This window comes from Oceanobacter sp. 5_MG-2023, from assembly GCF_030548165.1.
Classification (GTDB): domain Bacteria; phylum Pseudomonadota; class Gammaproteobacteria; order Pseudomonadales; family Oceanobacteraceae; genus Oceanobacter.
This window is the reverse complement of sequence record NZ_JAUORS010000006.1, coordinates 1-20,969: the sequence shown is the minus strand read 5'-3', so window position 1 is coordinate 20,969 and position 20,969 is coordinate 1. Positions and strand designations below refer to the sequence as shown.

Genomic DNA, 20,969 nt, shown 5'->3' with positions numbered 1-20,969 from the left:
TTACAGCTGTCAGATAGCAACAGGGTGATATAATAATATCCTTGTCATGCGCTTGTGACAGGGTCTGCCACTCGCTACCTAGCGTGATGGGGAGATCTATTTAATCCTGCACCGCACTGGACGGCGGCAACCCGCTCCCTTCGAAGGCTGCCGGATTAAATAGATCTCCCCTGATGCCTGCACAGAGGAAAATGTCATTATGAAAGGACAAAGGACAGGGTTGATATTGTCCGGCGGGGGAGCTCGTGCGGCGTATCAAGTGGGGGTTCTCAAAGCCATACACGAAATCCTGCCACGGGGTCACTACAATCCGTTTGATATTATTTCCGGCACCTCGGCTGGTGCGATTAATGGCATTGCCCTGGCCAGCTATGCGGAAGATTACCGTCGTGGTATCCGTCACCTGGAACGTATCTGGCGGCATTTTTCCTGCGACCAGATTTATCGCACCGATTTCCGGGGCATGTCTCACTCACTGGCACGCATGGGCCGCAGCCTGATCATTGGCCGGGGTTATAAAAACGATCCGGTATCGTTACTCGACAACACCCCCTTGCGCCAGCTGCTGAGCGAAGTCGTCAACTTCGCCGACATCCAGCAAGCCATCAAGGATCAATACTTGTATGCCGTCGCCATCAACTGTTCAGGCATCGACAGCGGTGAGTCCACCAGCTTTTTTGAAGGTCATCCAGAGATCCAGGACTGGCAACGCCAACGCCGTGTGGGGGTGCGCACCCGACTGAGCTGCGATCATCTACTGGCCTCCTCGGCCATCCCGATGATCTTTCCGGCGGTGTTTCTGGGCGACCAGTATTATGCCGACGGCGCCGTCCGCCAACTGGCGCCCATCAGCCCGGCTCTGCACCTGGGTGCAGAAAAAGTAATGGTGATTGGTGTCAGTGCCATTGCCCACCGCAACAAACCGGATATCCCGGATGATACCTATCCCTCCCCGGCCAAAATAATGGGACATATGCTGAATGCCGCCTTCCTCGATAGCATGGAAAGCGATATCGAACGACTGCGCCGTATTAACCAGACGCTCCAGCATATTCCCAGGGCAGTGCGCCTGTACGACGATATGGAGCTGCGGCCGGTGCAACTGCTCGAAATCAGCCCCAGTATCTCACTGGATATTCTGGCGGCGGAGCACGCCGACGAAATGCCCAGAGCCCTTCGCATGGTACTCCACAGCCGGGGAAACACTCGGCCAAATGGCTCCGGGATTCTCAGCTATTTGCTGTTTTCCGAGGGTTACTGCCGCCGTCTGATTCAGTTAGGATTTGATGACGCCATGACCAAACGCACCGATATTCGTGATTTTTTCAGGGACCACTTCGATGACAGCCCACTCGTCTGAACACACCACCACGCACCGGACTCACCCACACTTGCCCCGGCGTATTGTTGTTTTGACCGGAGCTGGCATTTCTGCGGAATCTGGCGTGCGTACCTTTCGAGACAGCGACGGCCTGTGGGAAAACCACCGCATTGAAGATGTCGCCACACCAGAAGCCTTTGAGCGCGATGCCACACTGGTACAAAACTTTTATAACGCCCGCCGGGCCCAGCTGAACGACGTACACCCCAATCCGGCACATCGTGCTCTGGCGAGCTTTGAACAACAGTTTCCGGGTGAGTTTTTACTGGTGACACAAAATGTTGATGACCTGCACGAACGGGCAGGCAGCCAGCATCTGTTGCATATGCACGGCGAGCTGAAAAGCGCCCGCTGCAGCCGCACCCACAACGTCTACCAGCAGCACACCGACATCACGCCTGACAGCCGCTGTCCTTGCTGTAATACGCCCACCTTGCGGCCTCATATCGTCTGGTTTGGTGAAATGCCCCTGTTTATGGATGATATTGTCCAGGCACTGGAGAAATGCGATTTGTTTCTCAGCATCGGTACATCAGGCCATGTATATCCCGCTGCCGGTTTTGTTGAAATTGCCAGTCAGGCCGGTGCCCATACCGTCGAGATCAACCTGGAACCCAGCCGCATCAAGGATGATTTTGCAGAACACCGATATGGCAAGGCAGGTGATGTATTACCCGGTTATCTACAATCCCTGCTTGATGCGCAATAGCGCCATATCATCCGGGCCAACACCCGGCGCTGATCTGCTTCGGTTTTGTGTCACAGCGCGGTATGATTTACAGATTGTTAAATACCGTTCCCAGAGCGACCACATGCCCTGGGAGCGCTAGATTCATAACAGGTCGTTTCCATTTTTATTGAAAGGTATGCAATGACAACTCCAGCCAATCGCTCACTCTCGTCATCAGGGGCTCGCCGATTCGCAGGCATCCTTTTGTGCCTCTCGTTGTTCAGCCTGTTAGCCGCCTGCTCCGAAGCGGACAACAGCCGTCACACGCCAGCGGAACCTACCGCTCGACCGGGCAAGATATATGAAGTTGTCAGCAGTCAAGATGCGCTGTTACGCCGTTTTCCTGGCAAGGTTGAAGCCTCCGAAGAAGTATCCCTCGCCTTTCGGGTACCCGGTGAATTACAGACTCTTCCTGCCTTGGCCGGCAAGCAGGTCAAGATGGGGGACATACTGGCACGACTCGATCCGACGGATTACCAGCTCCAGCTGGACGAGCGTCAGGCTCGCTTTGAGCTTGCCAGCTCACAATTCCAGCGGATCGAAAACCTGTTCCAGAAAAACCAGGTATCCAAAGCGCAATACGACCAGGCAAGAGCCGATCTGGCCATCAGCAAGGCCGCGCTGGGCAGTGCTCGCAGCAATATGAACTATACGACGCTGAAAGCGCCTTTTAGTGGCGTGGTTGCTGAAGTTTATGTCGATAATCATCAATCCGTGGCCGCTGGTACGCCGTTACTGAAACTGCAGGCCCGCGGTCAGCTGGTGGTCAGCATCCAGGTACCAGAACAATTGATGATTCAGATCAGTCGCTCTGGCAGTAGCTACCAGCCAGACGTGGTGTTTGATGCATTGCCAGGAAAGCGCTTCAAAGCCACTTACAAGGAACATAATACCCAGGCCGACCCGGCCACCGGCAGTTACCGCTTGCTGGTCACCCTGCCCAAGCCCGCCGACCTGAACCCGCTGCCGGGGATGTCGGCCAGTGTCTACGCCGACCTCAACCAGATTCTTGCGGTAGATACCGGCAATGTGTTGATTCCTTCCACTGCCATATTCCAGCAATCCAATCAGGCAGACGGCAGCAAGCAAGGCACTGTCTGGAAGCTGGATGAGCACAATACCCTGGTTGCCCAAGCGGTAGAAACCGGCCGTTTGACCCAAGCCGGACTGGAAATTGTCGCCGGTCTGCAAGCGGGTGACCGTATTCTCGCTGCAGGTGTTCATCAGGCCCAGGCCGGTATGACCATTCGGCCATGGGTGCAGGAACGAGGCCTCTGATATGTCACAGCCAAATACTGCGCCTCTGAATGCCGCTACCTATTTTATCCAGCACACCACCACCAGCTGGATGATGATACTGATTTTGCTGGTGGGAGGCCTGATCAGCTACCTTGGCCTTGGCCGACTGGAAGACCCGACCTTCGTTATCAAAGAAGCGATGGTTTATACCTATTACCCCGGTGCCAGCCCGCTGCAAGTCGAAGAAGAAGTGACCGCCCGTCTCGAAGACACTATCCAGTCACTCCCCTACATCAAGCATGTGGATTCCATTTCCAGAGCCGGTCTGTCGCAAATTCACCTGGAGGTCAAATCGGAATATCCGGGGGACACCCTGCCACAGATCTGGGATGAATTACGCCGCAAGGTCAACGACAAGGCCAGTGCCTTGCCGCCGGGGTCCGTCGCTCCGATCGTGCTGGATAACTTTGGTGACGTTTTCGGCGTATTGCTGGCGTTGACCGGTGAGGGGTTTGGCTACAGTGAACTGTTCGACTATGCCGAATATCTCAAGCGCGAGCTGATCACACTGGATGGCGTCTCGAATATCGATATTGCCGGTGATCAGCAGCAGCAGGTCTTTATTGATATCTCCCACGAACAAATGACCAACCTTGGCATCCCCCTGTCACGCTTGTACCAGCTGCTACAAACCCAGAACAGCGTCAGCAATGCCGGGCATATCCGGGTCGGCAGTGAGTATATTCGTATCCATCCGACTGGCGAATTCCAGAGCGTGGAAGAACTGGGCGAGCTGTTGATCAGTACACCGGGGTCCGACAAGCTGATTTATCTGAAAGACATTGCCCATATCAGTACCGGTGTCACGGAGAACCCAACACACCTGGAGAATTACCGGGGTGCGCCATCTTTACGTCTGGGTATTGCGTTTACCGACAACGTCAATGTAATCGAAGTCGGCGAACGCGTGCGGGCCAAACTGGCAGAGCTGGATGCCAACCGCCCACTCGGTATGTCACTGAATACGATTTACGATCAACCCGCCGAGGTGGATGCCTCGTCGCAGAACTTTGTCCTTAACCTGGTCTTGTCCATCGCGATCGTGATCGCGGTGCTACTGCTGTTCATGGGCGTCAGGGCCGGCCTGATCATCGGAGCCATTCTGCTGCTGACCATCCTCGGTACCTTTATTATCATGAAAAGCCTTGGCATCGACCTGCACCGGGTGTCATTGGGCGCTCTGATTATTGCACTGGGCATGCTGGTGGATAATGCTCTGGTGATTACCGAAGGCATTATGGTCGGCTTACAACGGGGTCAGAGCCGGATTCGGGCTGCCTTCGATATTGTCAAACAAACCCAGTGGCCATTGCTTGGAGCCACATTGATTGCGATCACCGCGTTTGCCCCGATCGGCCTGTCGCCGGATTCCATTGGCGAGTTTATCGGCTCGCTGTTTTATGTGCTGATGATCTCGCTACTACTCAGCTGGGTCACCGCACTGACGCTGACGCCGTTTCTGTGCAACCTGTTATTTCGTGAGTCCAGTGCTGCTCCCCACCGCACTGCGGACAACCGTGACGCCGATAACACCACGCCTTATCAGGGTGCCTTGTACACCGGGTATCGTGCGATCCTGAAAACCATGCTGAAGTATCGCGCCCTGTCCACCATCCTGATGGTGATGATGATGGTAGTGGCGGTACTCGGTTTCGGACAGGTCAAACAGGCGTTTTTCCCGCCATCCAATACGCCGATTTTTCTGGTTGATATCTGGCTGCCGGAAGGCAGTGATATTCTTGCAACCCAACAACAGGCACGTCAGCTGGAACAATGGTTGTTGCAACAACCAGGGGTTGAATTTACCTCGTCCACCGTGGGCCGTGGTGAGGTCCGGTTTATGCTGACGTATGATGTCGAGAAAGAATACGCCGCCTTCGCCCAGGTACTGGTACGTACCGAACACCGGGACCAGATCCCGGCTCTGATCACGGCTGCCGAGACGTTTACCGACACCGCCATGCCGGACGCTTTTATCAAGTTCAAGCGACTGGAGTTCAGCCCTGGTACACCGGCCAAAATCGAAGCCCGCTTTTCTGGCCCGGATCAAACCGAGCTGAGACGCTTGGCTGAACAGGCGGAACAACGACTGCGGGATCACCCGGCTACCGACAATATTCGCCATACCTGGCGTGAGCGGGTCAAGGTGATTCGCCCTCATCTGCAAGAGGATGCAGCTCGACGAGCCGGTATTTCCAGACAGAATCTGGATGACCTGCTGCAGCTAAGCTTCTCCGGCAAGCAGGTGGGTATCTACCGGGAAAGCACCCAACTCAAACCCATTGTCTTGCGACCACCGGAGCAGGAACGCCTGAACATCAACAATTTGATGGATTTGCAAATATGGAGCCCGGTATTCAGCCGCTATATCCCGGTTCAGCAAGTGGTTGACCGCTTTGATGTTATTTTTGAAGATCCGCTGATTTTGCGTCGCGACCGCAAACGAACCATCGAAGTACTGGCCGACCCCTCGTTTACCTCTGCGCTGACCGCTAACGAGCTGTTTTTACAAGTGCGGCCAGAACTCGAGGCTATTCCGTTGCCACCGGGCTACCAATTGGAATGGGGGGGTGAATATGAATCGTCCAACGATGCCCGGGCCAACGTATTCGCTTCACTGCCGATGGGCTATCTGGTGATGTTTATTATCACAGTACTGCTGTTTAATGAGTTGCGGGCAGCTCTGGTGATCTGGGCCTGTGTACCACTGGCCATTATTGGCGTTACCGCCGGTATGTTGTTGCTCGGCGCTGAGTTTGGCTTTCTGTCATTGATCGGCTTCCTCAGTCTGTCGGGCATGATCGTCAAAAACGGCATTGTGCTGGTTGATCAGATCCAATTGGAAAACCGCAACGGCAAACAAGGTTATGACGCCATCTTTGATGCGTCGGTCAGTCGCTTACGGCCCGTGACCATGGCGGCCCTGACCACGATTCTGGGTATGGTACCGCTACTGACCGATCCTTTTTTCAACAGCATGGCCGTGGTGATTGCTTTTGGCCTTGGTTTTGCCACCATCCTGACTCTGGGAGTTGTGCCGGTATTGTACAGCTATGCTCACCGGGTCAAGATTCCGGACTAATCCAGGCTAAAGTGCAGAGCGAGCGTATTGGCAATCTATCGAGAGTATGCCGATACGCTGCCCGCCATGCGGCAATCGATCATGGTAAAATAAAAAAACCGCGTTGCTGTGAACGCGGTTTTTTTATGCCCAGGTTGTTAGCCTGTACAGGGGCAGGTCATTGATTCACCAGGGTTAATAACGCTGTCCCCGGTAAAAACGCTTGCCCGTCCGGCTATCCGGCTCACTCTTCTGGGAGGTTACCGGCTCTTCGTAAGCCACTCCCCGGTAGGTCCGTTGCACAACCGTCTGGTCTCCAGTAGGTTGCTCCAGTCCAATCGATCGAAGTTGTCGAAAGGCGACCCCGCGATACATTTCTATACGGGCCTCAAACCCATCAGGCACCGTTTCTTGCTGCAAGCGCAAAAAGGCCTTGCGCCCGGCCAGTGGCTGGGCTTCCAGAAAAGTAACCGCAGCCTGAAACAATTCACTCCGGCTACTCGATAAGGATTCCATTACCATCTGAAAAGCGGCTTCGGTATCTTTTCGCCACTTTACTTGCTTGCCGGTAATCACCTCGTATTTTAATGCCAGCGCAAACAATGCTTTTTCCGCTGGTGAATCCATTACTGCAATATTCATATAGTCTCTCCTGAGTTGTCTACTATCCCTTTCAGCGACAGAATCTCTGTTCTGGCAGACGTCCTACTACATACTTCAGATACGTGAATTTCCTGCAAGAGCATTCCTCGCTCTTCGCCATCAGCACGCTGTATTCAGATAACTTGCTGTGCTGACGCACCACTCTGGCAAGCCCCCCTCAGGACTGAAAATCAACGTATTGAAGGTGGCGTGAGGTTAAATCAATTGCCGTTTGAATGAATAGCCAAAGTCCGTCCAACACATGACTATCCTGTAATATCAATGAACTATATCCCTACAAAGATGACAATCTGGTATAAAAAAGCCATTAGTAGACCAAATAGTCCATTGCAATAATACGGAAAGTAAGTCAGAGGCTATCTTGATACCGATGTTGTTCTTTATGTTGATGAGGCTTGGCTGGAGTTAAGGGGACATCGATTTAATCCTGCACGGCTCTGCGCGAGTGTTGCCGTTGTTCAGGGCAAGGCGATGAATGCAGCAAAATGACGAGTCCTTTTCAAATTCGTCAACACCGCACTGGACGGCGGCAACCCGCGCCCTTCGGGGGCTGCCGGATGATCTCGACTCGGTGTCGCCGACGTTTGACTTGACCCGTCAGGCCTGCAAGTCGGCTTCGTGATTCGAAACCATCCGGTAGCCCAGAGTGAGCACCGGATTAAATCGATGTCCCCTTAAGGACATAATCGCGAAAAAACATCTCATAGCTCATCCAGATAGTGATAAGCAAACCCGGCATCCGGTGTTGTTTCAGCGTTTGTTCCATCAAGGTCATTTGATAGTCAAACAACTCATCGGCATGAACCATCCAGTGTTGGTCCCTGAGTGGTTGATCACCCACTGCCGTGTTTTTTCCAGTAAAGAGGTACTGATAAAAAGCGGCAATTGTGTCTCTGGAATCCCATCGCGCCGTATGGATACCAAAATAAGGAGACAACATCGGATCGCCCAACATCTGCTGGTAAAAATCATTCGTGATCACGGCTAGCCGATCATGCGCATCAAGCCAGGCCCACAGTTCCGGTTGTGGCTCCAGCTCGTCCGACAGGCGTTCATCGTTGTTGTTATTGGTTGATGCCCGCACCGGCTGACTTTCAAATGGATCAAAGCGCATTCGCTCCGAGGAAACACCCAGGCGTAATAACTCGTTCCGTGTTTGATATACCGCTTCTGAGCCACCACATAAAAACCAGTGCGCATCCCCATAACGAATGTTCAGTGAGGCCAGGGTCGCCAACAGATCACTGCGACCTGTCAGACCCGTGTAGTCCAGTACGTTACTGGCTTGTATCTCATCTACCAATCCGGAATTTTCGGCTTCGCCATACAGGCTGCTTTTATCCCGGGCGATATGAAGCAAGTGTCCACTCACTGCATGACCCACACGGCCCTCACCACGGCTATATTGATGACGGTCCAGAATCTGTTGGCTGATAGCAGCCATCGGTGCCAAACCAATCCCGAAGGCAATCATCACCACGCGGTGCATGTTATCTTCCAGAGAGCAATCGCCATCTGCCAGACTGAGCGGCACACTCATCCCGATCTTCAGTTCGTCTGCGAGCCAACGGCTGACATGCCCCTGGCAATGACGACGGATATGAAATTCCAACAACGGGCTGCGCTGTGGCGAAGCGGCCATGGAATATGGCCGTGCCTGACCATCCGGATGATAGAGCCAGACAAATTGTCCAGCCTGATAGGACATCTCTTCTGACGGCTGGATACGTAGCTGTACTATGCCATCGCCCAACCAGCGCTTGCCAACAACAAGGCCCGTCAATGCTGGCCGGGCCAGGGTAAACATATCCACCGGGCCAGGATCGAGCAGTTCTATTGAACCTTTGATTCGGGTTTTGCAAGACAAAAAGTGCCCGCTCTCCACCAGCTCGGCAGCCAGGTTGCCGGTTTTCAAACTTTCCTGTTCAGCATCAAATCCGCTTGCCCGAACAAGGCAAGCATTACAGACTCCTGCCCGGCAAGCGTGTTCCAGTTCAACACCTTGGCGCAGCAAACCTGACAGAACGGTTTCATCCTGCTTTACGTAAAAAGTACGTCCCTGATAACGGACTTTTGGCATGGTGTACTCTTGTTTCCTGTCTGGCAGGCATCTGGTGAACAATCCCGGGAGAAATACAATACAGCACAAAAAAGGGTCACTTTCTAGCAGCGGACCAATGACAAATGGCCCTCACTCTCCAGCGTTATGGCATAACGGACAAATGGACGTACCAGCCATATAAGCATTGTGAGTATCACGATACAGGGAACCTATCTGCCAGCAGAGAACAAGTCAAAAGGTTCAGATATAAATCACCAACAATCAAGGTTCAACGGCCACATGATCGGCACCACAAAGCTCAAATACTCCCAGTGGAAAGGCGGTACCATTCACTAATAACTCAATATGGTGGCTGCCAGGGTAATGACGCCGAGTGCTGCGTTCTGCCAGGGACAACGACTTGCCCAAGGTTATCGCCTGACCAGGCATTAATGTCAGTTGCTTCAGTTTGAACACCTTGGCTGAGGTGCGGCCACTGGCTTTGACGTAATGCACTCGAAAATCGACCATCACAGACAAAGGCTTACCGGCACTGGACGGTAATAACAAGGTCGCGTGTAATTCCACCGCTTCCCCGATCGTGACAGCAGCAGGCTGGATGCCACCTTGCGTTACCTGGACGTGCTGTTCTGTGTCAAACCCCAGTACCGCCAAGGCATCCGCATCACAGCGCTTGACGGCTGAGCGTAGCGCATGCCGCACAATCCAGCGCCGCTCCCCGGACGCTCCCTGCATCCAGCGACGACAAACATCCACCAGTAATTCCGGGTGATCTTTGCCAATATCGTTGAGGTTATTCGCCACAGAGCGTCGGACGTACAGCTCCGGGTCATCCTTGAGTTGTTCCAGCAGTGCCAGCACCGGGGCTGGATCACGCTGAAAGGCTGGCAATCGACCAGCCCATGGCAAACGGGGCCGGGTACCTTCCGAAACCAGTCTTCTGACATGATGGTTCGGGTCATTACACCAACGCTGCAAATATGCCATCGTCTCCACCGGCCATTGCTGGATAAAGGCCCGAATGCTGAATTCGGCCGTAAACCGTTGCGTCAGCTGATACAGGGCAGCCATGGATATATCCAATTGCTGCAGCCCATACGATGCGACAAAACAGGTATGTGGCAGATAGTAAAATGCCGCTATGGAAAAACTGCGCTCATCGGCCAATGGCGCTCCGACAGAGCGCATCAGAATATCAAGTGCCACGTCATACTCTGCGGGTAAGTGCTGCTGCAAGACATCCGCAATATGTTGTCCCCGCGCCATCAATTCCAGTGCGTCATACCCCTCTGACACCTGTTTCATAAAGGCCGTTGTATCGAAGTCTGGCCAGACGCTATCAATCTGTTGCGCCAACACATCAGCAACTTCCAATCCGTAACGGTTTTTCAGTGGTTCAGCCATACAATGGGTTACTCCCGATCGGTTGTATCCAGATCGCCCCGAAACAGCGATCACACAACCATGAGGTGGCAGAAGACATCCCGCCATTAATTAATAAAGACTGTATTGGTCACAGCAATAGTCACTTGATAACCTTGCGAATAATTGCATCTGTCACAATTATCCAGCAGCATAACAGCAGCATACTAACGAGAAGGAAGGATCGAAATTATGGCTATTCACCCGGATGCCGGAAAAGTCGCACCACGCGCCAGCCTGGTTAACGTACCTGCCCTGATGGCAGCTTACTACCGCCAGCAACCAGACATCGTGAATAACCCAGAGCAACAAGTTGCCTTTGGGACTTCCGGCCATCGCGGTTCTGCGTTTAATACCACGTTTAACGAAAATCATATCGCCGCCGTTTGTCAGGCCATTGCCGAATACCGGGCGGAAGCCGGTGTCAAAGGCCCACTCTATTTGGGTAAAGACACGCATGCCCTGTCGGAAGCGGCGTTTGGCACCGCCATGGAAGTACTGGTCGCCAATGATGTCCGTGTACGTATTCAGGATGGCGACGGCTACACGCCCACGCCGGTTATTTCACACGCAATCCTGACCCATAATCAGGATGCCGACCCCGATGATATGGCGGATGGCATTGTGATCACCCCTTCTCACAATCCACCGGAAGATGGCGGCATCAAATACAACCCTGCCATGGGTGGCCCGGCAGATACTGATATCACCAGCTGGATTGCCAACCGCGCTAACGAACTGCTGGCCAACGATCTGGATGAGGTTGAGTGGGTCCCCGCAGAAGACGCCAACGAAAGTAAGCTGGTCGAGGATTTCGACTATATCGGCCACTATGTCAACGATCTGGGCAATGTCGTGGATATGGCTGCGATTGCCAAAGCGGGTATCCGGATTGGTGTGGACCCCATGGGCGGTTCCGGACTGCATTTCTGGGAACCCATTGCAAGGAAATACAACCTCGACATTACCGTCGTCAACGAAGCCATTGACCCGACTTTCAGCTTTATGTCTCTGGATAAAGACGGTCGTATCCGTATGGATTGCTCCTCGCCATACGCCATGACCAACCTGTTGGCGATGAAAGACCAGTTTGATATCTCGGTCGGTAACGATCCGGATTACGACCGTCACGGTATTGTCTGTCCTTCGTCTGGCTTGATGAATCCGAATGCCTACCTGGCCGTTGCGATTGAATACCTGGCAACCCATCGTCCTGACTGGCCACAAACGGTGAAATTCGGCAAGACACTGGTGTCTTCTGCCATGATTGACCGGGTCGTGAATGGTCTGGAACGTGAACTGTGCGAAGTGCCGGTAGGCTTCAAATGGTATGTAGAAGGCATGTTCAAGGGTGAAATGGCCTTTGGCGGTGAAGAAAGTGCCGGGGCATCGTTCTTGCGCAAAGACGGCAGCGTCTGGACGACCGATAAAGACGGTATCATCATGGCTCTGCTGGCGGCTGAAATTCTGGCTGTAACAGGTAAAGACCCGCAACAGTTGTACGAAGAGCAGGTTGCTCGCTACGGCCGCCCTTACTACAAACGTATTGATGTACCCTGTGCCGCTGAACAAAAAGCCGTATTGTCTTCACTGAGTGCCGACGCTGTTCAGGGAGATACTCTGGCGGGAGATGCCATTACCCGTATTCTCACAACAGCCCCCGGTAATGGTGCACCGATTGGTGGCCTGAAAGTAGAAACCGCCAACGGCTGGTTTGCTGCACGTCCTTCCGGTACCGAGAATGTCTACAAGATCTATCTGGAAAGCTTCGTGTCCGAAGCACACATCGATCTGCTGGAAGCCGATGCCAAGGCACTGGTAAATTCCGTACTGGGCTAACGTCATCGATTTGTCTGTTGCCGTTCAGGCTCAGACAGATAACGGCAGTTTGCCTCGCAAGCTGCCGTTACTTCTCTCCATTAACAACACTCCTGCTCCAGCTGCCACAACAATGACAGCACTTCTTCGTCCTCACAGCTCTCCAGATAGCTGTACAAGCTGTTCATTTGGGCGCCGATAAAATACAGATTATCCTGATTCATCGCCGCTTGTTGTGCACGTTTTTGTTCGAAGTATGTTTTCCAGCGCATATCGCCATGGTCATTTGCCAAATGGTTTTCCAGCATGGAAATCAGCCGATTGGCATTACCATCACAATCGATACCACAGAAGCTGACATAACGATCCCGGGAGTCGCTACCAGGCGGATTGGCAGAATGCGGTGAGGTGGTGCAAGTATCTGGACTATTCATAGTGATCTCATTATCAAGTGAACCAGATCACAAGGTAATCGTTGGGCCTGAACGATTCTGTCAGCCAGCTGACAGTGTGGAAGCAGATGCATTAATGAACTTGCAGGCACGCCATGGCCAGTCTGGATCAGGATACGCTCGCCAACTGCTGTAAACGCTGCGTATCCAGTAAAATCAGGTGCTGGCGATCCGGACGTGCCACCAGACCATCACGAATCATCCGGTTCAATAATGTCGACAAGGTCTGACGCGATGTGCCTAGCAGGCTGGCCAACAGTTCGGTTTGCCCGGTTAATTGAATGGTCTGGCACTGCTGGGTGCTTTCTTCCAGTAACAGATAACGGGCCAAGCGGGATTCCACTGACCGGAATGCCAGGTCTTCAATCAGAGTCGTTGCCTGTTGCAGCATCTTCCCGATTTCCCGCATTGCGGTAATGGCAATTTCCGGTGCTTCCACAATCAACAAGGTGAGCTGCTCGATAGGCCAGCTGGTGATGCTGGTGGGTTCCAGAGATTCGACCCAGGCGCGGGTATGAGTCACGTAAATACTGCCCGGCTTGAGACAGCCCAGCGTCAGCTCCCGGTGCTCTGCTGAAAGGCAGATTCGGGCACTGCCGCTGTTTAACATAAAAATCCGGTTATGAGCCATCCCCGGACGGCAGATCATCTCTCCAGTGTCGTAGAGATTTTGCCGTCCGGCAGGTAATCGCTGCAGCCAGTCAGACTCCATACCAGAGCCTGGATGATTGGCATGTGTGTGAGGCCCATGGCCATCAAAGTTCGCTGTCACCGTCTTCCGGAGCCTTGTCTTCCATCAAACTGAATTCCATCGCCGGTTTGCCATCGGCACCTGTGCTCTGGTCGCTTACCATGGTGCCGCCGCTTTCTGCCAGCTTGATCCGCAAACGCAGGTTGTTGGGAGAGTCGGCATTTTTCAAGGCGTCATCCAGGGTAATCCGGCCTTCGCGGTATAATTTGAACATCGCCCCATCAAAGGTCTGCATGCCCAGGTTTTCGGATTTCTCCATAACTTCTTTAATGCTTGGAAAATCACCACGCATGATCATGTCTTCAATAGTCTTGGTACCCAGCATCACTTCGACAGCAGCACAACGCTTGCCATCGGCAGTCGGAATCAATCGCTGTGATACAAATGCCCGCAAGTTTTGCCCTAGCCCCATCAATAACTGCGGGCGGCGCTCTTCCGGAAACATATTGATAATCCGCTCCAACGCCTGGTTGGCGTTGTTGGCATGCAGGGTCGAAATCGCCAAATGGCCGGTTTCTGCAAAAGCTAACGCATGTTCCATGGTTTCGCGGTCACGAATCTCACCAATCAAAATCACATCCGGGGCCTGGCGCAAGGTGTTTTTTAGCGCTGCATGGAAACTTTTGGTGTCGGTGCCGACTTCACGCTGATTCACAATACATTTTTTGTGCTTGTGAACAAACTCGACCGGGTCTTCAATCGTGATGATATGACCACCAGCACTGGCATTACGGTGATCAATCAGTGCCGCCAAAGAAGTCGATTTACCCGAACCGGTACCGCCGACAAACAGGATAAGACCCCGTTTTGATAACACGACGTCCTTCAAAATGGGAGGCAATTTCAGTTTGTCGAGATTGGGAATCTCGGTATTGATATTTCGCGCCACAATCGAGACTTCGTGGCGTTGCTTGAAAATATTGATACGGAAACGTCCGGCACTGTTTGAAATCGCCAGATTCATTTCCATTTCTTCAGCAAATTCTTTCTGCTGCGCCTCTGTCATCAACGAGTTGGCAATAGCCTCCACTTCGCCCGGGCCAAGTGATTCCTTCGACAATGGCCGCAATTGCCCCTGAAACTTGGCGCAAGGTGGTGCCCCGGTACTGAGATACAAATCAGACCCGTCTTTATGGGACAAAATATTCAGCCAGGCTTCCATACTCATAGAACGTTTATCTCCTGCAATCGATACATATACAAACAACGGAGCTGCAAGTTTTTCCTTTAGGGGACATCTTATTTAATCCTGCACGGCTCTGCGCGAGTGTTGCCGTTGTTCAGGGCAAGGCGACGAATGCAGCGGAATGACGAGTCCTTTTCAAATTCGTCAACACCGCACTGGACGGCGGCAACCCGCGCCCTTCGGGGGCTGCCGGATGATCTCGACCTGGTGTCGCCGACTTTTGACTTGACCCGTCAGGCCTGCAAGTCGGCTTCGTGATTCGAAACCATCCGTTGGCCCAGAGTAAGCACCGGACTAAATAGATATCCCCTTTAGCTTACAGCGACTTGGCAATAGGCCATGACTGTATTATGAGAGCTGACCCAGGTGTCAGCCCAGCCATGCCGAATGTGATACAAATCACAATCAATCGATCATTACCGCACGATATGCCTCCTCAAACAGTGGCATCCAGCTATGCATCTGGCAATCACGACTATTAACGACAGCAATCCTGCAGGTATTATCACGGTGATTCATTGCATCATTTTTTATGGAGAACACCATGTACATCGCCATGAACCGCTTCCGCATCAAACCCGGCTGTGAGCAAGACTTTATCGATATCTGGAAAAATCGTGACACCTTCCTCGACACCGTCCCCGGCTTTGTCTCCTTCCATTTGCTGCAAGGCAAAACCAGCGAAGAACAGACATTGTTTGCTTCCCACTCCGTATGGGAGTCACGCCAGGCCTTTGAAGACTGGACCCAGTCTGAAGCCTTCCGCAAGGCACACGCCAACGCCGGTGGCGCTCGTAAGGATATCTATATGGGCCCGCCGCAGCTGGAGTGTTTTGAGGCGGTGCTGTAACAGTAGCCATGGTTATAACAGTGTTGGCTACTGTTGTAGCAGAAACAAAAAAGGCGCAAACAGCGCCTTTTTTATGGACAATCACGACAGAATCATAACGTCGAACAAACTGACAATTTTTATCATTTCAGCCATAGAGAGTACAGAGACGCCACCATCAGGACGGTTCGGCAACCTGGATATGGAAGCAATGATGGATATTCGGCCGACGTGAATAATCAAATGGCACAGACCATTTACTTACATTGCGGATCGTGAGCCCCGGTAACGCCTGATCTTCCATGGTGAACTTGCGCATATTCGTCGAAAAAACCAGCGTTCCCCCCGGTTTGAGGCAAGCGACTGCCTGCTGAATCAAGCCCACGTGATCACGCTGGATATCCAGCACCCCTTCCATGCGTTTGGAGTTGGAAAAGGTCGGTGGATCCATAAAGATCAGATCGTATTGTTGCGAGCAATCACCCAGCCATTGCAACACGTCTGCCTGGACAAAAGCATGTTGGCTACTATCCAGACCATTCAGGTCGAAGTTCTCTTTCCCCCAACCCAGGTAAGTCCGTGACATATCCACACTGGTGCAGGCTGCGCCCGCTTCTGCCGCATGAACGCTGGCGGTCGCGGTGTAACAGAACAGATTAAGAAACGACATTCCTGGCTGCGCAGCTGCGCGCTTGGCAATGTCCAAGCGAGTGGGACGGTGATCCAGAAACAGTCCGGTATCAAGATAATCTTTCAGATTTACCCATACCTTGACCCGACCTTCCAGCGTCGGAAAGCGGTGACGGATCACCCCGTTGGTGGAACGCTTTTCATACTGGCGTTTACCACTCTGGCGCTCACGACGTTTCAGTACAATCTGGTCCGCAGCAATGCCTGTAATTTCTGGCAAGACGGCCAGAACATCCAGCAAGCGCCGTTCGGCCTTGGCTTCTTCAATGGTTTTTGGCGGCACATATTCCTGTACATGCAGCCATGCCGCTCCTTCCTCTGGGCCTTTGGAAGCATCCAGATACCAGTCGATGGCAACAGCGTATTCCGGCAAATCCTGGTCATACACCCGATAGGAAGAAATGGACTCACGTTTGGCCCATTTTTGTACCGGCTTGAGGTTTTTCTTCAAACGATTGGCGAATGCTTCCACCGGACCACGGATCATCGAGGTTTGTGGCCGTGATGAACGTTCATCTGCGGCACCGAATACCAGTAACTTGGTTTCGATCTGGCCATTCAGCAAGTTATATTGCTTATCTAGCGGTCGTCTGATAACTCGTGACAGATCAGTATTGCCTGTAAATACCGCCAGCTTCCATTCCGGCATCTGCATGGTGGCATCATGAAACTGTTTATAGAGTGGCGACAGTTGTGGCAGCTCGCTCAAGCGTTCTCCGTACGGAGGGTTACAGATCACCATGCCGCCATCAGCAATCACTTCATGACTGACCCGCAACTGCTCAATCGAGCGACGTTCCAGGTGGATATGGCCTTCCAGACCAGAGCGCGATACGTTGGCAGCGGCTGCTTCCAACTGTCGGGCATCATTGTCAAAACCATAAAAGCGACTGCGCACAGCTTCCAAACCGGCTGTGCGACGTAAGCTGGCCTCATCAACCAGTGACAGCCACACTTTACGATCATGACCACGCCAGTGCTCAAATCCATGCTGCTGCCGATTCAGACCAGGCGCAATATCAGCAGCCATTAATCCTGCTTCAATCAGCAATGTGCCTGAGCCACACATAGGATCAACCAAATGTTTACCTGCTGCTGCCAGCGCTGGCCAACCGGCCCGGATCAGCAAGGCTGACGCTAACGTCTCTTTTAATGGCGCCAGACCTGGTTGCAAGCGGTAGCCACGGCGGTGCATGCCCGAACCACTGAAGTTGTAATACAGGGCCAGCTTGCCTTTACGCAGCTGAGCTTCAATCCTCACATCACCATGCTTGTCGACATTGGGACGCGTGCCAGTATCCAGACGAAAGCGATCGACAATGGCATCCTTGATTTTCTGGGCACCAAACTGGGTGTTATTGATAAAGTCTGTGCGACCATGGAAGTCGATCCGGAAGGTCGAGGACGGTGAAAAAACCTGCGTCCAGTCAACCTGGCGCGTTTCTTCATATACTTGGTCGACATTGCTGACCTGACTTTCATGTACCGGTAATAATATACGGCTCGCCAATCGGGACCATAAACAGACCCGATAGGCCGTCTCCAGGTCTCCTTTCCAGTGCACCCCCAAGTGGGTTTCACGCTCTACTTCTCCACCCAACTCTTTGATTTCATTGGATAAGAGAGATTCAATACCTTTACTGCAAGTAGCCAGCCACAGGAAAACCGTGGATGAATCAGAATTTGTCATAGTCAAATTGGCCTATTCCTTCAAATAGCCTGTGGCTACAAGAGGTTGTCATTTTATAGAAATATATTCGTTAACAAACCCACCCTCAACGCGCTACAACTGTAGACGTCGCTGAGGGAGATCGTCTTGAACAGAACGACCAGCAGCGATATTTGTTTAATAAGCGAGGATGCATCGTATGAAAAAACAGAAACGCGATCTGCAAGAACGAGCTTTTTCCCGCGGCTATCGAGCCGGTGTTGAACGTCGTTCCAAAGATCTGGCGCCGCCAGAAGGACCGATGAGAGATGCTTGGTTATCCGGTTGGCGTTCAGGTCGATCAGACCACTGGGATGGTTATACAGGCGTTTCTGGTATTCATCGTATGGTCGTTTGACCACTTAACAACTCCGAACTTCAGGCCGTAGGCCGCCCATACCCCAAACCTCCTCACCCGGGAGGTAGGCCCCAAAAGCGGGGCCTCATATCTCTAGCTGATCGTTACCGAACGGGTAATCGCCCGGTTACTGGCTATTGGCTACCGCTTCAACTGCTTCGCAAATCAGCTCTGGGCCACGATAAATAAAGCCGCTGTAAATCTGTACCAGCTGGGCACCCGCCTTGATCTTGTCAATCGCGCCAGCCCCATCAGTAATACCACCCACACCAATAACCGGAATTCGGCCATCCAATGCTTTGGTCAGGTTTTCCAGCATTTCTGTGGCTTTTTCTTCCAATGGCGCGCCACTCAAGCCGCCTTGCTCATTTGCATGCAGGCAGCCTTCCACACCAGTACGATCCAGTGTGGTATTCGTCGCAATCACGCCATCCATACCGCAATCCACCAATGAATTGGCGACCAGTGCCACTTCGTCGGTATTCATATCCGGTGCTATTTTGACAAAAATCGGCTTGTAGCCAAAAGATTCTGACAGCACCTTTTGCCTCTCTTTCAGCGGTTGCAGCAGCTCTTTCAGGGCATCACCGTATTGCAGGGTTCGCAACCCCGGAGTGTTGGGAGAGGAAATATTTACCGTAATATAAGTCGCATACGGATACACTTTTTCCAGACAAATCAGATAATCATCGACCGCATTTTCTACTGGCGTATCAAAGTTCTTGCCGATATTAATGCCCAATACCCCCTGAAAACGGGCCGCCTTGACCCGATCAACCAGGTAATCAACCCCTTTATTGTTAAAGCCCATACGATTAATGATCGCCTGGCGCTCTGGTATACGGAACAGCCGAGGTTTCAGATTTCCCGGTTGTGGCCGAGGAGTGGTGGTGCCGATTTCAATAAAACCGAAACCAAGCTGTGCCATCGCATCGATATAATCGCCATTTTTATCCAGGCCTGCTGCCAAACCAACCGGATTGGGAAATTCGATCCCTGCAACCGTCACAGGGTCATTTTTCACCTCCGGTATCATCCATGACAACACTTTCAGCCTTTCTGCCGCACCCAGCAAATCCAGGCTGAGTTCATGGGCAGTTTCAGCGTTCAATCTGAATAACAATGGGCGGAAGGCACCGTACCAATCCATATCAAACCTCGTAGACAAAATCTCAACACGGTCAAAACCAGAGTCATCATCATGCCTTGCTGACTCTGAACCTGGCTGTACCGAAGGAGTTGGAAAATGGTAATAATTATACGTCACTCAGCCCAACAATGCGCTGTAACTTGAGCTTTCGTTCTGGACAAGCGGAAATGACGAAAGGGTTTCAGGCAAGGATGGTTGCCGATATTGACCAGCTATAAAGCCAATATGGCATACCTGAGCACTCACAATTGCCATTGAATAGGCGGCTGTCCCCGACTGACAAGATATTGGTTGATACGTGAAAATGGCTTCTGGCCAAAAAAACCACGATGGGCTGATAGCGGTGAAGGATGCACAGACTTCAGAACCAGGTGCTTGTTCTGATCTATCATCGCACCTTTTTTCTGGGCATAACTGCCCCAAAGCACAAAGACCAAACCATCCCGCTGTTCATTCAATCGTTGAATAACAGTATCTGTAAAGCGCTCCCAGCCTTTTTTCTGGTGGGAGCCGGCTCTGGCTTGCTCAACCGTCAGTGTAGCATTCAGCAATAAGACTCCTTGATCTGCCCAAGGAGTCAGGTCGCCACTACCACTCATCCTGATACCAAGATCAGCTTCCATCTCTTTGAAAATATTTGCCAGAGAAGGAGGAATACGGGTACCGCTTTGCACGGAAAAACTCAGTCCATGAGCCTGCCCAGGGCCATGGTAAGGATCCTGGCCAATAATCACGACACGTACTTGTTCAAACGGTGTGTGATTAAATGCGTTAAAAATAAGAGGCCCCGGTGGAAAAATGACTTTACCAGCCGCTTTTTCCATCGCCAAAAACTCACGTAGCTGACGCATATAAGGTTGATTCAGCTCATCACCGAGTACTTGCTGCCACGATGAATCAAGAGCACCAGCTTTAGACATAAACAATCTCATTTCAGCAAGAATTATAGCGAAAGGTTAGCCTATCGTTATCGATAAACTCAACTCTCTTGGCTCCTGTTTGCAGCATATAATCGTCTAACCATCCATGTCCGCCCTTGCTTTCTCACAGGCATAAAAAAACCCCGCCCTGCAAGCAGGACGGGGTATTTCGTTTAAGAGCTTGACGATGACCTACTCTCACATGGGGAAGCCCCACACTACCATCGGCGATGCTGCGTTTCACTTCTGAGTTCGGGATGGATTCAGGTGGTTCCACAGCTCTATTGTCGTCAAGCAAACTGTTATGGTGTTGTCTGTCTTAAAGGGATCCTGTGAAGGATCGACCCGGCAGCGTTCACCAAATAAGGTTGGATACATGAGTTTTTTGAGAGATTCTTAACATTTTGTCTAGCAGTTGCTCAGGGCTTGGGTCGTTAATAACAGCCCGGTTTGGGTGTTATATGGTCAAGCCTCACGGGCAATTAGTAT

The 20,969-nt window shown here is 52.1% G+C and carries 16 protein-coding genes and 1 rRNA gene; 7 read left to right on the top strand and 10 right to left on the bottom strand.

From position 1 onward, the window contains the following. The first annotated feature begins 199 nt into the window (after positions 1 to 199). The 4 genes from Q4551_RS05530 to Q4551_RS05515 all read left to right on the top strand — a co-directional run bounded on the left by Q4551_RS05530 (position 200) and on the right by Q4551_RS05515 (position 6,492). Positions 200 to 1,360, top strand: coding sequence for a patatin-like phospholipase family protein (locus Q4551_RS05530; protein ID WP_303432321.1), 1,161 nt, complete (start codon positions 200 to 202; stop codon positions 1,358 to 1,360). Continuing rightward, complete coding sequence (cobB, locus tag Q4551_RS05525) at positions 1,341 to 2,090, top strand: Sir2 family NAD+-dependent deacetylase (RefSeq protein WP_303432318.1); 750 nt, start codon at positions 1,341 to 1,343, stop codon at positions 2,088 to 2,090. The genes Q4551_RS05530 and cobB overlap by 20 nt, the downstream gene beginning before the upstream one ends. A 225-nt stretch (positions 2,091 to 2,315) precedes the next feature. Further along, positions 2,316 to 3,389, top strand: a complete 1,074-nt coding sequence (locus tag Q4551_RS05520) for an efflux RND transporter periplasmic adaptor subunit (protein WP_303432316.1) — start codon at positions 2,316 to 2,318, stop codon at positions 3,387 to 3,389. Position 3,390: 1 nt separating this feature from the next. Continuing rightward, positions 3,391 to 6,492, top strand: coding sequence for an efflux RND transporter permease subunit (locus Q4551_RS05515; RefSeq protein ID WP_303432315.1), 3,102 nt, complete (start codon positions 3,391 to 3,393; stop codon positions 6,490 to 6,492). 174 nt (positions 6,493 to 6,666) lie between these two features. Here the strand turns inward: Q4551_RS05515 and Q4551_RS05510 are convergent, their stop codons facing one another. The 3 genes from Q4551_RS05510 to Q4551_RS05500 form a co-directional block, all read right to left on the bottom strand. Beyond that, positions 6,667 to 7,113, bottom strand: a complete 447-nt coding sequence (locus tag Q4551_RS05510; protein ID WP_303432313.1) for a hypothetical protein — start codon at positions 7,111 to 7,113, stop codon at positions 6,667 to 6,669. A 679-nt stretch (positions 7,114 to 7,792) separates the two neighbouring features. Beyond that, positions 7,793 to 9,214 (bottom strand): 2Fe-2S iron-sulfur cluster-binding protein, encoded by a 1,422-nt coding sequence (locus tag Q4551_RS05505; RefSeq protein ID WP_303432311.1) that lies wholly within the window; start codon positions 9,212 to 9,214, stop codon positions 7,793 to 7,795. 243 nt (positions 9,215 to 9,457) lie between these two features. Continuing rightward, entirely contained in the window at positions 9,458 to 10,600 is a 1,143-nt protein-coding gene (locus tag Q4551_RS05500) for a DNA alkylation repair protein (protein WP_303432309.1), read from the bottom strand. Positions 10,601 to 10,810: 210 nt separating this feature from the next. Between Q4551_RS05500 and pgm the strand changes: the two genes are divergently transcribed. Then, positions 10,811 to 12,457 carry a phosphoglucomutase (alpha-D-glucose-1,6-bisphosphate-dependent) gene (pgm, locus tag Q4551_RS05495; RefSeq protein ID WP_303432308.1) on the top strand — a complete coding sequence of 549 codons (1,647 nt, stop codon included), beginning with the start codon at positions 10,811 to 10,813 and terminating at the stop codon, positions 12,455 to 12,457. Between the two features lie 80 nt (positions 12,458 to 12,537). On the opposite strand, the gene cowN is transcribed toward pgm, so the two are convergent. The 3 genes from cowN to Q4551_RS05480 form a co-directional block, all read right to left on the bottom strand. After that, positions 12,538 to 12,870 (bottom strand): N(2)-fixation sustaining protein CowN, encoded by a 333-nt coding sequence (gene cowN, locus Q4551_RS05490; RefSeq protein ID WP_303432307.1) that lies wholly within the window; start codon positions 12,868 to 12,870, stop codon positions 12,538 to 12,540. A gap of 127 nt (positions 12,871 to 12,997) precedes the next feature. After that, positions 12,998 to 13,660, bottom strand: coding sequence for a Crp/Fnr family transcriptional regulator (locus Q4551_RS05485; RefSeq protein ID WP_303432306.1), 663 nt, complete (start codon positions 13,658 to 13,660; stop codon positions 12,998 to 13,000). Beyond that, a complete protein-coding gene (locus Q4551_RS05480; RefSeq protein WP_303432304.1) occupies positions 13,644 to 14,807 on the bottom strand; it encodes a PilT/PilU family type 4a pilus ATPase in 1,164 nt (387 codons plus the stop codon). The genes Q4551_RS05485 and Q4551_RS05480 overlap by 17 nt, the downstream gene beginning before the upstream one ends. Positions 14,808 to 15,369: 562 nt before the next feature. Here Q4551_RS05480 and Q4551_RS05475 point away from each other — a divergent pair. Continuing rightward, a complete protein-coding gene (locus Q4551_RS05475; protein WP_303432303.1) occupies positions 15,370 to 15,675 on the top strand; it encodes an antibiotic biosynthesis monooxygenase in 306 nt (101 codons plus the stop codon). A 157-nt stretch (positions 15,676 to 15,832) separates the two neighbouring features. Here the strand turns inward: Q4551_RS05475 and rlmKL are convergent, their stop codons facing one another. Beyond that, on the bottom strand, positions 15,833 to 18,034 hold the full coding sequence (rlmKL, locus tag Q4551_RS05470; protein WP_303432302.1) for a bifunctional 23S rRNA (guanine(2069)-N(7))-methyltransferase RlmK/23S rRNA (guanine(2445)-N(2))-methyltransferase RlmL: 2,202 nt from the start codon (positions 18,032 to 18,034) through the stop codon (positions 15,833 to 15,835). A 178-nt stretch (positions 18,035 to 18,212) separates the two neighbouring features. Between rlmKL and Q4551_RS05465 the strand changes: the two genes are divergently transcribed. Then, complete coding sequence (locus Q4551_RS05465; RefSeq protein ID WP_303432301.1) at positions 18,213 to 18,410, top strand: ribosome modulation factor; 198 nt, start codon at positions 18,213 to 18,215, stop codon at positions 18,408 to 18,410. 127 nt (positions 18,411 to 18,537) lie between these two features. Here the strand turns inward: Q4551_RS05465 and Q4551_RS05460 are convergent, their stop codons facing one another. The 3 genes from Q4551_RS05460 to rrf form a co-directional block, all read right to left on the bottom strand. Further along, entirely contained in the window at positions 18,538 to 19,560 is a 1,023-nt protein-coding gene (locus Q4551_RS05460; protein WP_303432299.1) for a quinone-dependent dihydroorotate dehydrogenase, read from the bottom strand. A gap of 242 nt (positions 19,561 to 19,802) precedes the next feature. After that, a complete protein-coding gene (gene ung, locus Q4551_RS05455; protein ID WP_303432297.1) occupies positions 19,803 to 20,480 on the bottom strand; it encodes a uracil-DNA glycosylase in 678 nt (225 codons plus the stop codon). 179 nt (positions 20,481 to 20,659) lie between these two features. Next, a 5S ribosomal RNA gene (gene rrf, locus Q4551_RS05450) occupies positions 20,660 to 20,775 on the bottom strand. Positions 20,776 to 20,969: the final 194 nt, after the last annotated feature.